Origin of the sequence: Chitinimonas sp. BJB300 (assembly GCF_002735695.1) — a bacterium.
Lineage (GTDB): Bacteria > Pseudomonadota > Gammaproteobacteria > Burkholderiales > Chitinimonadaceae > Chitinimonas.
In genome coordinates this window covers 27,318-41,102 of record NZ_PDZH01000032.1, presented here as the reverse complement: position 1 = coordinate 41,102, position 13,785 = coordinate 27,318, and the positions used below count along the sequence as shown (strand labels likewise).

Annotated in this window: 4 protein-coding genes; all 4 read right to left on the bottom strand. The window is 61.7% G+C overall.

Features of this window, described 5'->3' with window-relative positions; all coding sequences use genetic code 11:
• The coding region (locus CSQ89_RS07535) for a thioesterase II family protein (protein ID WP_199065305.1) at positions 1-354 on the bottom strand (354 nt) is incomplete at its 3' end.
• 25 nt (positions 355-379) lie between these two features.
• Positions 380-2,101: a PfaD family polyunsaturated fatty acid/polyketide biosynthesis protein gene (locus CSQ89_RS07530; RefSeq protein WP_099405558.1), complete on the bottom strand. Its 1,722-nt coding sequence runs from the start codon at positions 2,099-2,101 to the stop codon at positions 380-382.
• Complete coding sequence (locus tag CSQ89_RS07525; protein ID WP_099405557.1) at positions 2,098-7,488, bottom strand: beta-ketoacyl synthase N-terminal-like domain-containing protein; 5,391 nt, start codon at positions 7,486-7,488, stop codon at positions 2,098-2,100. The genes CSQ89_RS07530 and CSQ89_RS07525 overlap by 4 nt, the downstream gene beginning before the upstream one ends.
• A 22-nt stretch (positions 7,489-7,510) precedes the next feature.
• Positions 7,511-13,696 (bottom strand): type I polyketide synthase, encoded by a 6,186-nt coding sequence (locus tag CSQ89_RS07520; RefSeq protein ID WP_158228936.1) that lies wholly within the window; start codon positions 13,694-13,696, stop codon positions 7,511-7,513.
• Positions 13,697-13,785: the final 89 nt, after the last annotated feature.

Below are 13,785 nucleotides of genomic sequence, written 5' to 3'. Positions count from 1 at the left end.
CAGTTCGGTTGCCGTGGCAAAAGCCAGTGCTGCCCCCATGCTATGGCCAAACAGGGCAACCGGTCGGTCGAGCAAAGGCGCGATGGATTCCAGCAATGTATCGACCAGTGCCCCGACTGCACGAAAAGGCGCTTCGCCGAATCGATTACCGCGCCCAGGCAGTTGAACTGGGCAGACATCGATGAATGCCGGCATGCGGTCTACCCAGTTGCGATAGGCCAACGCAGCCCCCCCTGCATGATGGAAACACAGCAGGCGAACCGCTGCCTGCGGGCGTGGCTTACGGAACATCAGCCATTTATCGGGCTTGGCCGTCAAGGTGTGATCCGTTGCTGGTAGAACGGTGGTGTTCATGGGGGAGTCCAAAGTGTTGTTTGAATCATGCAGGCTCTAATGCTAGGGCGCGGGCTTGCGACATCTGGACCAGGCGTTCGGCCAGTTTCTCGATGGTGGGGTAGTTCCAGATCAAGGTAGGTGATAGCTTGAGCGACAGCCGCGCTTCCAACCGGGTCAGGATCAACATGGCCCGCGCAGAGTCCAGCGCATAGCTTTCGAAGGTACGCCGTGGGTCGATGTCATCAGCGCTGACATCCAGTTGAGCCGCAACCTGTTCCATCAACCAATCGCGTATCGACTCCGCGTCGGTGGTGTCGGTATGCATGCCCTTCACAATCGTGCTGGTGCTACTGACTGGTTGACGTACAACGATGGCGGGCGGTGCGCTGCGTATCATAGCGACGGCGTTTGATGCGGCGGCTGGATATGCGGCAGCCGTCATCAGGGCATCGGCCACTTCAGCGACACGACGTGCTTCGAATGAGGCAAATACCGTGTCGGCAGCCCACTGATTGAATGCGCCCATCGCCGGGCCACACCAGATTTGATAGTCCATCGCCCGCTCGGGCACCCCTTCTATGGCCCAGCGCGACGATTGGCCCAGATACCAACGGAACACCAGGCCCATCATCACCTTTGGTTCCCGTTGGGCGCGTTCGGCCATCGTCGGATTCCGTTCCTGCCAAAAGGCAAGGGTCTGCGCCTGGACTGCTGCAAGCGGTTGTTTGTAAAGATCGCGCTCCAGCCGGTCGCGCTCGGTTTGCGGCAAGGCATCCAGGCTGGGATAAGTACGATACAGCGCCCACAAGGATGTAGCGCGGCTGGCGAACAGGGTGCCGCGCTTGAGTACCTGCACCTGCACGCCCAGTTCGAACATATCCGCCGCAGGTGCCATTGCCACATCAGCCAAGTCAGCGCCAGCCAACAGACGCCGCACGGCTGACGAACTGCCTGATTCGATGCAAGCCTGGTTGATTGAGCCCGTCACCACATAGTCGGCTCCCATGGCGAATGCAGCGCGGATGGCGGATGGCGTGCTGATGCCACCGGCAGCCCCCAGGCCAACGCTCGCAGCCGGAGGGAAGTCGCGCGCCACGCGTGCGCGCAGTAACATCATCGCCGGTAGGGCGCAAACGAGTGACTGACGGTCGGTATGCCCACCTGAGTCGGCTTCAATCGTGATGTCGTCCGCCAACGGCAGCAGGCGTGCTGCCGCGGCTTCGGTCGCGGTCAGCGCGCCTTGGTTCAACAGCGCCGTCAGCATTGCTTCGGGGGCCGGCCGCAGAAAGGGCTCCGCTACTTCACGGCGTGAGACCTTGGCAATAATACGTTGGCGCGCCACGGCGTGCCCGGTGGCATCGAAATGCGCGCCGCGTGCCCGGTAGAGCACAATCGCTGAGGTAAGCGCCATGAAAGCAGAGGCTTCGATGACCTCGATGCCGGCTGCCAGATAGAGTTCGACCAGTGAGTGTTCCATTGCCGGGTCATCAGGGGTATGGATCAGGTTGAAGCACAACGGCTGCCCCGGCAACGATTGGCGTAGTTGGGTAATGGCGGCGCTTACCCGCGCCAGCGACAAGCCGGCAGCGCCAAAGCTTGCCAGACAGCCTGCCCGGCTTAGCGTCTCAACCAGGGTTTCACCGGCAATGCCACTGGCCATTGCGCCGGCCATATACGCCAGGCGCAGCTTGTAGCGCTGGCGAAATGCCGCACTGCCGAGTTGTTCCGCTGCTGGTGCTGGGGTGAACGGAAGGGCTTGGTTCATGCGTGGACTCCGGCAAATTGAGTGGCGATGGCGGGGGTAGTGACAAGCTGGCCGACCAGGCGGATACCCAGGCCTTCTACGCGGCCTGCAACGCGGCCGTTATCGATCAGATCGACGTCGGCGATCAGATAGGGCTCGGGAGTAAGGCCGATTTCGACAATATCGGCGCGGTAACCGAAAATCTGGTTCTGTGGTGATACCTGGGCCCGAAAGCGCACCAGTACAGGCCGGCCCACCACGGGTTGAAAGCGCCCCCCGGTGATGGTGGTTTGCAGGCCTAGCGCCAACGCGTGCGTCTGTAGCAGCTGCATGGCGCCTTCCAGCATGCAGGGACCGGGGAAGACCGGGTCATCCTTGAAGTGGGCACGAATTGCCCAATGCTGGGGGTCAATGCGCCATTCGGCTTCGCTGTACCCCAGGCCACAGGTGCCGCCGGCTGTTTCGATGCGGACAACGCGATCGATAAACTGGATCACCGGTGGCGGTAGGCGTAACGATGGATTGCGGCCACCGCTGGCGTGGGCGGGCGACATCACCTCGCCAATCTCGCCGCGGGCGAGTGCGAGCAGGTCTTTATTTTCCAAGATCCTGGCGGGTGGAGCCAAGGGCGCGGTAAAGGCTGTCATGGCGGGCTGGCGCTTGGTACGGTGCTGGTCGGTGATGCCAGCCCCTTTGGCTAATTCGTCGTAAGTGAAAAAGCCCGCCGTGCAATGGTCGATCTTCAACACTGGTTTGCCATCGACATGCGCCATGAAGTCGGTGCGGAACAATGTGGTATCACCATTGCGAAAGGACTGCACGATATGGATGTCGTATTCCACCCGCTGGCCGGCGCGCGGCATATTGCCCAGGTAGGTCAGTTGTGCATCAAGCCAGCGATAGGCGCGATTTCCCTGGTTCTCGAAGTCGATACCTAGCCAACCGGCCAGGAACAACACACCCTGAGCATCGAGCGACAAGTACGATGCCTGTCCGTCAATGGCATTGAAAGCCGGGTTGGGGATATCGTATTCGGTGCGAATGCGGCTGCCTTCGAGCTTGCCGTAGCTGCCCGATAGATGCGTGATACGGCTGACTGCCATGAAGGGTGGACCGGGAATACGTACCCGGCGTGGCAGCGCGTCGATAGGCGCATATCTGGATCCGAGCACATTGGCAACGCGGCCTTCGGCAAATTCCATCACATCGGCTTCGTTGAACAATATCTCGCGCTGCGGCTGGCCGCTCGGTGTCGACGTGAAAAGTGCCATGGCAAGGTCCAGCGGTGCGACGGGGGTCGCCAGCGCCTGCAAGGGTGCCGATACCCGTGCGACGGGGCGGCGTGGACGCGCCAATATCTGGTCGAAGCCGTGTTGGCGCAGGTTGGCGGTGAGTTGCGCACGTAATGGCGGTTTACCAAACACCAAATCCTTGAGCAGCGCCGGCTTCTTTGGTGCAGGTGGAGGGAGTTGCAGCGCAGCTGGCAGATCAAACGGCACGCGCTGGGACAGCAGCAGCGACAGCAGTTTGCCAAACATCACGGTATCGTTCTGGTCACGGCGGCAAAGCGCAAACGTGGCATGAGGCCGACCTTGTAGGGTCTTGCCTATCCAGCGGCTACAATTGGCCCCCGGCCCGATTTCGAGGAAAAGCCGTACCCCTTGGCTGTAGACGCGTTCCACCAGCGCGGGGAAATCGAGTGGCGAGACAAGGTCGGCCGCTATACGCTCGGCTACCGCTTCCGGGGTCCAGTCACGTGGTGCGCCACCGGCAAACTGAAGGCCGGGCGGCCTGTCGCCCAGGGGCGCGATGAACTGTGCGGTGATGGCTTGTTGCTCCTGCGCTGCGGGTGTGCAATGCATTACCAGGCTATCTGGCGCGGGTACGGCATCCGCCCCCAATGCAGTGAGGATGCGCGCACAGGCTGCCCGCTCACCCACCAGCGTGACTTCATCTGGAGCATTGACGAGGCTGACATAGGCACGTGGTTCCTGTTGTGTGGCGGCCAGGACACGGGCGGCGGGTGCCAGTACCAATAAATTTGTCCAATCGACACGCGTACTGTCAGCCAGATTCCACGCTGCGCGCACTGCTGCCAATTCACCCGACAGGCGACCAAGACTTTCGCCCAGCGTGGTCATTCGTTGAATCCAACCATCGTCGGCCTGCCAGGCGCCGCTGGCGAACAACATGCTGGGTTGACCCAGGCTATGACCAAAACGGGCAGTGGATTGCAGACCGATGCGTTCGGTCAGTAGCTGGGTGTATTGCCAGCTGGTAATCACCCCGGCATTGATCAAGGCATCGTTGTCGGCCAGCAGGGCTTCTTCCAACTGCATGCGCTGCTCAGCGCTGATGGGCGCCAGTTGCCGGGGATAGAGCTGAGCGATATCGGCGCTGATATCACGGTGATGGCGGGTCAGTTTGTCGATACTGCCCGGCACCAATTGGCCAACTGTTGCGGCAATGCCGGTAAAGGCGGTGCTTAATGGCGGGTAGACGAAAGCTACGCCACCTTCACGGCCCAGTGGCTGCAGGCTGAAACGGCTACCACGTGGTGACTGCCAGTCGCCTGTGATGGTGGGCAACTGCACCAAAGCAGCCTGTACCTCTTCGTGCAAGCCAATGGCGTTTTCAGCCATCAGCACCAGCGCCAGTGACGCTTCGGGCTGATAGGCGCGAACGGCTTCAAGGCATAAGACGGTGGCATCGGCTCCGGTTTCCAATGCCTGTAAACGATTGGTCAGTTCCACCAGGATGTTGTCGCGGCTGTTACCGGCAATGGGTAGCAACAGTGGCAATGCGGGTGTGAACGGCTTGGCGGCGATATCGGCCGGCGCTTCGCCCAGCAAGGCCTGGGCGGCGCTGCCGTCATGGTCGCTTGCGAGAATGGCGGCGAAGCGGCAGCCGGTGCGTGGCCGAAGCCAGGGCCGGGGTTCGGTCGGAACATAGGCATCGTGTTCAGCCAGACCCAATACAAGCGATGATTCACGCCAACCTGCCCAAGCTGGTAATTGCCGTGCGTTGAGCGACAACGCGGCATGCAGTGTACCCAGCAACGGCGCGGCCATACGGCAGTGGCCAAATACCGCAGCCGCGCTGGCCAGTGCTGGCCGGCCTCCCAAGTTGGCGGCGGCAGGCAAGCCGGCACTGGTTTCCACCAGTGAGATTGCGGCAGCATGGATATGGGCATTGGCCTGCGCTTGTGTCGCTGCCGTAATGGGATCATCGGCGAACCCGGCGCCGCGCCATTCTGCATAGGCTGCACCACCACGTTGCCGCAGCGTTTCAGCTGGCTCTAATACGATGGCAACCGCCCCTTCGCCTACAGGCTCGGTAGGGTCAATGCCGTTGGCCTGGTGCACCAGCAGGTTTTCTATGGCCCCGGCCAAGTCGACTGCGCCGACCAATACGGCATCGGCTTCGTCATTGGCCAGCAGCTTGGCCCCAATATCCAGCGCGCGTACTGCGCCGGTTTCGTCGCCTGTCAGCATAAAGGCCGGGCCGGTCAAGTCCCAGGTGGCGGCGATACGACTGGCCAGCAGGCTGCCCACGTAGCTGAGCATCACCACCGCATCGATCGGGTTGTGCAAGGCTTCCCGCACCAAGCCACAAAGCGTGCTGCGCTCTTCTTCGCTCAGCGCAAAGCCAGCTGCATCCAGGCTGTCCTCCAGCCGCCAGACCGTTTCCCAGCGTGCCATCAACCGATGGCCGACATGGTCCATGGCACCGGCGATGATTACCGCCGTGCGACTGCCGGGCACGATGCCCGCATCACGCAGGGCAGCGTCACCTACCGCCAGCATCAGCAACTGTTGCGGGTACATGCGGTCGATATCATTGGGTGGTACGCGCAGGCGCAGCGCATCAATGGCGACACGGTCGAGGTAAGCCCCTTGGGGCGCGGCGAAATCCAGACCGGCATGGCGGTCGGGTTGTATTGGGCGCAGACGAGGCTCGGCTTTAGCCAGTGCGCGCGCCACGCTGGCGAGGTCGGGGCAGTCGCCGATGGCCGCGCCGAGGCCGCTTAGCAGCACTGGGCCGGCTGGCCGGCGGGGTGGTGCAGGAACCGGAGCCGGCTGGTCGGCTGCATCAAGTACCAAGTGTGCGTTGACGCCACCAAAGCCAAAGGCATTGATCGCGGCACGCCGGTTGGCGCTGGGCCAGGGCGTGGCTTCTGTCAGAATGCGCGGTTTACTGGTAATTTCGGCCGCGAGGGATTGCTCAATGCCCACCGTAGCCGGAATGATGCCCTCGCGCATGGCGAGCAGTGTCTTAACGAGGCCAGCCACGCCCGCTGCCGTCAGCAGGTGGCCGACGTTGGACTTGACCGAGCCGATGGCTTGACCCTCACCAAATACCCGGCCCACGGTTTCCAGCTCTACCCGGTCGCCCAGCTTGGTACCCGTGGCGTGGCATTCGACATAAGCCACGCTGGCGGGGTCGATGCCGGATTTGGTGTAGGCGCGTTCGCATGCCAGCTGCTGCCCTTTGGGGTTCGGGGCGGTCAGGGTTTGGCCACGGCCGTCGCTGGATAAGCCGATGGCGCGCACCACCCCGTAGACACGGCGGAGATGGTTGTCCTGGCGGCGTAGGATCAGCGCCACTGCGCCCTCTGCCGGTGCGACACCGTCAGATCGGGCGTCGAAAGGGCGGTTGGAATTGCCATCGGGTAGGGCCTGGGTTGCAGCAAAGCCGAAGGTGGCGTAAAGCGTGTCAAAGGCATTGGCGGCTACGACGACCATGGTGTCGGCTTCACCCGCAGCCAGGTGCAAAGCAGCGAGGTGGATGGCGTACAGCGAGGTCGCACAGGCGGCATCGATCGCATAGCGTGGTCCGCCCAGGCCAAGCGCCTGCGCCAATGTGGTGGTGATGCCGCCAGAGACGCGTGCGGATTCAGGATGGGTGCTGGGTGTGGGACGTCCAACCGTGAGCTGGAGCGGATCGGCCCCGGGTGCGACATCGGCAAATACCTGTGCCAGAGCATCGTCATAAAGGGGACGGGTAAGTGCATCACTGGCCGAACCTGCCGCCCAGGCATAGCTGCCAAGCACCAAACCGACCCGTCCGAGGTTCTGGCCCGGCCACATGTCGGCATCGATCAGCGCCTGGCGGGCGACATGCAAGGGCCATTGGATGCAGCGGTCCTGTGCCAGCAGGAAATCAGCCGGTAAATGGTAGCCGTGAGGATCGAAAACAAAGTCGCGCGGCTTGGCCAGTTCCAGGCTGGACACATGGTCAGCAATACCGCGGCCGGGGGCCAGGAAGCGGGTAGGTTCGACACCCCAGTCAGCCGCATCGGCATTGCGGATCGAACGCTTGCCCTCCAGCAGATTGCGCCAGAAAGTGGTGGTGTCTTCAGCATCTGGTACCAGACAGGCAAGGCCGATGATATCAAGCGGAAACATGAAGCATTCCTCAGTACAGACGTTATTGTGGATAAGCCAGGGCAGGTGACGCTGGCGCGGCAAAGGCGGGAGTGGGGGCTTGTGCCGGCAAGGTATCGCCGATCACAAACTGGAAGCCACCGGCAGCCTGCCCCATCGCCGCATCGGCAAACAGGGCTGTGCCATCGGCAACCGGCAACAGGCCAACACCGCGTTCTGCGAACAACTTTTTCAGCGCGGGTGTCACCATGCCGCCTTCCCATGGTCCCCAGGCCAGTGAAACGGCACGTGTGCCGGGCCAGCGGCGCGCCAACTGGAAGGCCAGCTTGCTAAGCGCTTCATTCGCCATGGCGTAGTCCGATTGGCCGGCATTGCCCGAGTAGCCGGCAGTCGAAGAGAACAGCAATACCCGTTGTGGCGGCAGGTCGTTCAGCGCTTCAACGAGCGTCAATAAGCCATCGAGCTTGGGGCGGAACACGGTCTCGATGTCTTGTGGCGTCTTGTCGGCAATGCGTCGGTCGGCTAACGCGCCTGCGCCATGTATTAATGCCGCGACCCGGCCATGTTGCGCGGTCAAAGTGGCGATCGTCGTGCGGGTGGTGGCTGCATCACCCAGATCCAGCGCCAGATAGCTGACCTTCGCGCCGGTTGCCGCCAGCGCCTGCATGTTCTGGCGTACCTCACGGCCTGCCAATACCGACTGGCATAGCGATTCGACAGTGCGTGGCGTGGGCATACCGCCCTCGAGGCGCAATTGCTGCAATGCTTGTGCTTTCAACAGCGTCATGTCGGTTATCCCGGCGGCCCAGGCCGGATCGGTCTGCGCCAGGTGCGTGCGGCCGATCAATATAAAGTGTGCCGGTAGGCGTGCCGCCAGCGCCTGTACACATTGGGCCGTAACGCCGCGCGCGCCACCGGTAACCAACACCAGTTCATGCGCTTGCAATGGCGGTATGTTCAGGGTGGATAGCCCAACGGCAGGGGGAGAACCGCAGACCAAGCTGCAACGGCCGCCGTGGTGCCAACCGATTTCAGCCGCTTGCGCCACTGTATCGCCTATTTCATTCAGCAAATACGTTGCCGCCAGTTCGGCGGGTAGCTCGGCAGCCAGATCGACGAAACGGGCCTGAGCGGTGGGCAACTCATGACGCAACGTCTTGATCAAACCTGCCAATCCACCCGCCACCGCGTCGCCTGTGCCGTTCAGACCGAGCCGCCCATCAAGCCGGGCTACGGCAAACAACCGAGTACCAGCCATGAGCGCAGGCAGCAATTCCTTCACCACACGCAAGGCAACGCCCAGCCGTTGGCGGCTGGCGCGTGCGTTATCGGGTGTTTGCAGCAACACGACAACCGCGGGTTGACCCGATTCATGGGTAAGGGTGGACAAGCATTCACTCAGACTGTCGAGCGTGGCCTGCCGCGATGGCCAAGCCTGCGTTCCCAATCCATCAATCGTCGGTGTCCAACCCGCCAAACGGATCAACACGGGCCGATAACCCCATTGCGCCATCTGTACAGCGAGTGTGGCTGTCAGGGCTGTGCCATCGGCGAATATCGCTGCGACTTGGCCTGGTGGCCGAAGCGGCCCGTGGGCGGGTGGCGCTGCCAGGGCAACGGACTGTACCGGCAACGGTTGCCAGCGGGATGTGCTGGTTAAGGTAGTGGTTGCGAATGGAGTGGGGGCGGACGATTGTGAGTTGCCAGCCAAAGCGACCAGTTGGGCAGCCAGTTCGGCCAAGGTTGCGGCGCTACGCAAGCCATCGTTTCCGGTATCGGCCTGGACGCCCAGCGCATCACGCACAGCTGCCAGGATTTCGACGCGCTTGATCGAATCGACACCCAGGTCCCCTTCCAGCCGCATATCGAGCGTCAGCATCTCAACGGGGTAACCCGTTTTGTCGGCAACGGTTTGCAATAGCAAACGGGCCATCGCGGCCATGTCGATGGTCGGAAGGTTATTCGTTGGCGGCAGGGCAGTTTCAGGTACGGGTGCCGGTACTGGCGCATTCGCTATGTTCGCCCTGGCAGCCGAGGCAATATGGGTAATTTCCACCGCGCCTTGTAGCAAGGCTGCTATCTGGGCCAGGGTCGTTGCGCTGCGTAACTCGTCGCTGGCGGTAGCCCCGGTGAGTCCAAGCGTATCGCGCAGGCTGGCGAGGATTTCGACCCGTTTGATCGAGTCCACGCCCAGATCGCCTTCCAGGCGCATTTCCAAGGTCAGCAGTTCGACGGGAAAGCCAGTTTTGTCTGCCACTGTTCGCAAGAGCAGTGCCCCGGCGTCGACCATCCGGTCCGTGACCGGTGTCGCCACCGGCGTGTATTGTGGCGGCGGTGCGACCGTAACTGGCTGGGTTGACGCTTCAAAGGCCTGTGCCGTTTGCAGGTGCTGGCCTACGGCCCCCAATAGCGCGGCGATTTCGGCCAGCGTACCCGCGCTGCGAAGGGCATCGCTGGTGGTGGTGTCGGTAAGGCCCAGATAGTCCCGTACGGCTGCCAGAATTTCGACCCGCTTGATCGAGTCCACGCCCAGGTCACCTTCAAGACGCATTTCCAGGGCCAACAGCTCCACAGGAAAGCCGGTTTTATCAGCCACGGTGCGGAGCAACAGTTGTGCTACGTCGCTGCCGGTATGGGCGCTTGCCTCCGCCGCCAGGGGTGAGGCGGGTACTGATGCTTTGTCTGTCACGGTTGCTGGTTCGGCTTCAGTCGGGGCAAGCGCTGCCAGTAGCGTCACCATATCCCCCAGTGTGCTGGCGCTGCGAAGGGCATCGTTGGCGGATGTTTCAGTCAAACCCAGTGCATCTCGTACCGCCGCCAGAATTTCGACGCGCTTGATAGAGTCCACACCCAGGTCGCCTTCCAGTCGCATTGCCAACGTCAGCATCTCAACCGGGTAGCCTGTCTTGTCCGCCACGGTGCGCAGCAACAGCTCGCCCAATGTGGTGTGCAGGTTGCTTACGGCTGGTATGGCAGAGATTGGGGTGGGCACAGGTGCAGGGGGCGTGGGTAGCGCAGGCTGATGCATGGTGCTGGGTTGAACCTGGGCGATGCACTGCGCCAGTTCGGCCAGGTTGCGCGTGGCGGCCATGGCTTCATTGGTAGGCAGCGTGCCGAATATATCGCGCATGATGGAAAGGATTTCCACACGCTTGATCGAGTCGATACCTAAATCGCCCTCGATCGACATAGAGGGTTCGATCAACGACGCTGGAAAGCCGGTTTTGTCCGCCACTACGGCGATAAGCCGTGTAAGCACGGTGGCCGCTACCGACGTGGTTTGCACATCAGCCTGAACGGCGGGTGCAGTGGGGAGGGACGGCGCGGCAACAGGTACCGTGGCGACAATACTGGTAGGAGGTACGCCATGTTTGTGGGTCAAGGCCGGCCAATCGCCCTCACCCCGTTGTCGTATCACCGCGGTGCTGACCCGGATTTCCAATGGCCCGGCCGGTGGCGGTAATACCTCGGTACTGTTCAGCTGCAAAGGCAGCCCAAGCACGGCTAGCCGCAACATGGCTTCGTCGAGCTGGCGGCTGTCGTTACCGGCGGGGTCTTGCGCCACAGGTAACACCGAGTGAGGCCTATCACCCAGGATGTCACCTATCAAACGGCTAAGGACGGCGCGTGGGCCAATCTCGACGAAGACCCGGCCACCTGCGGCATAGATAGCTTCAATCTGCTGCCGGAACTGCACGGTATTGAAGGGCTGGTGGGCCAGCAGGTTGCGGATGCCGGCTTCATCTGCCGGGTAGGTCTGTGCAGTGAGGTTGGCCCACACCGGGAAGCGGGGTGTTGCCAGTGGCATGTCAGCCAGTGCCGCAAGCCAGGGCGCTTCAGCATAGCTGACAAGGCTGGTGTGGAAGGCTGCTGCTACGGGAATACGCACGGCTTGGATGCCGGCTTGTTGCAATGTATTCAATGCCTGTTCGAGCACATCGGCGCTACCCCCGGCTACAGTTTGCTTGGGGCTATTGAGATTCGCCAGTGTCAGATCGGGCAATTGGCTTAGCAGGGTTTGTAGTTGTTCGGCCGGTGCGCTGATGGCGATCAACCCGCCCTCATCACAGCCTGGTGGCGGGGTGAGTGCCTCGCCACGGGCCAATACTGCGCTGCGGTAGGCGTCGTCGCTGAATACACCGGCAGCCCACAAGGCAGAGAGTTCGCCAAAGCTGTGGCCCAGCGCCATGTCGGGGCAAAATCCTGCACGTTGCATCAAACCATATAGCGCCATGTTGTAGGCCCCAATGGCTGTTTGGGCATTCTGGGTATGGGTCAGCGCTGCGCGTTGTGCATCAAGTCGACCACTATCGAAGGTATCTGGTGGGAACAGCAGGCTTGAAACCGGTGCAAGGCCACGGGCTTGGCCAGCGGCATCAAACGCCTCAAAGCATTGGCGGACCGCCGGGTGGTCGATACTCAGCCTCGCCCCCATTCCCACTGTCTGCGAGCCTTGCCCGCTGAACACGGCAACAGTTTTTCCACCGACTTCAATGGCTCGGCTACGGTAATGGATGCCATTGGGTAGCGACCAGGCTGTTTCTGCTGTGCGGCGGTTGAGTTGTTCGGCAGCGCTACGCAGCAGTGCCGGGGCGTCTTGATAGTTGCGCGCCAGTAGGCCGATCCGTGGTGCATCGGGTTGCAATGGTTGAGTCGGCCAAACCAGGGTGGCGGCATCTCCACGCGCAATCTGCTCGGCCAGCGCCAGGCAGCGCTGGGCTAGTGCGGAGGGGCTTTCTGCACCCAGTAAAATTGGAATGCCACGGTGGTGGATGGGCTGTGGATGGTGACGGTCATGTTCTTCCAGCACGACATGAACATTGGTGCCGCCAAAGCCGAACACACTTACGCCGGCCCGCCGTGGTGCATTTTCCGAACCCAGCCAGGGCTTTGCGTGACGCGGCAGGTAGAAGGGTTTTTCGCCTGGGTGGAGCCGTACGTTGGGCTGAGTGACATTAAGTGTTGGTGGAATCACTTTGTGGTAGAGCGCCAGCAAGGTCTTGATCAAGCTTGCAGCGCCGGCTGCCGCCTTGGTGTGGCCAATCTGTGCTTTCACGCTGCCCAGTGCGATGGGAGTTTGGGCGCTACCTAACACGGCTTCCAGTGCTTCAATCTCGATGGCATCGCCGACGACGGTCCCTGTGGCGTGCGCTTCCACTAAACCAATACTGGTCGGGTCGATGCCTGCATCGGCATAGGCCGTGAGCAAAGCCCGCTCCTGCCCAGCGCGGTTAGGTGCGAAAATCGCCCCGCCTGCGCCATCGGTAGAGGCACCAAACCCGCGGATAACACCATAGATGCGGTCGCCATCGGCAACGGCGTCGTCGAGCCGCTTGAGCACCAGCATGCCGATGCCTTCGCTGATCATGGTGCCATCAGCAGCCGCATCAAAGGCGCGTACCTTGCCTGACTTGGACAAGGCAGGCGTTTTGCTGAAGCTCAGGTAGGCGATGTTGGAATTGTCGGTATCTACCCCGCCCGTCAACATGACATCGGCTGCGCCGCTGCGCAATTCCAAGCAGGCGAGCCGGACTGCGGCCAGTGAACTGGCGCAGGCAGCATCCACAGTATGGCTGGCCGCACCGAGGCCAAAGCGGTTGGCGATGCGTCCCGCCACCACATTGGCAAGAAAGCCGGGGAAGGTGTCTTCATTCCAGTCGGGGTAGTGGCGGCGCATGGTGTCGGCCACTTCGGCAACGACTGCATCTTCGATGCCTGCCTGGTGCAGAACATCGACCCACTTTGCAATATCCGCACGCTTGGCCATCTCGGAAGAAAGCTTCATCGTATTGCCCGATACACCGAGCACGATGCCGGTACGCGCCATGGGCAGGCGGCGACCTTCCGTGGTTTGGTCAGGCTGGTAACCCGCATCTAGCAGTGCTTGGCGGCCAACGGCCAGTGCATAGAGCTGGGCCGTGTCGGTGAAAGCCAAGCTATTCGGTGGTATGCCATAGCGAAGTGGGTCGAAGCCGAGGTCGGGGATAAAGCCGCCCCGGTCGGCATAGGTATGATCGGCTACCTTGGGGTCGGCGTTGTAATACGCTTCTGCCCGCCAGCGATTGGTCGGCACTGGCTCGAGGCAATCCGTTTCATCGAGAATATTGCGCCAATATGCGGCAAGGTCTTGCGCACGCGGCATCATCGCTGCCATGCCGATTACGGCGATGGGCGCAGCAGGGTTGGAGAGGGCTGGATTACGGTCTGCTTGTGGGGTCGGGATAGACATTGCCGCTTTTCTCTGCGAATCGTGTGGGAAACGTTGATCGTCGCCAGTAGGGTGATGAGGCGTTGTTATGCCCTCACCCGGCTGGGTAG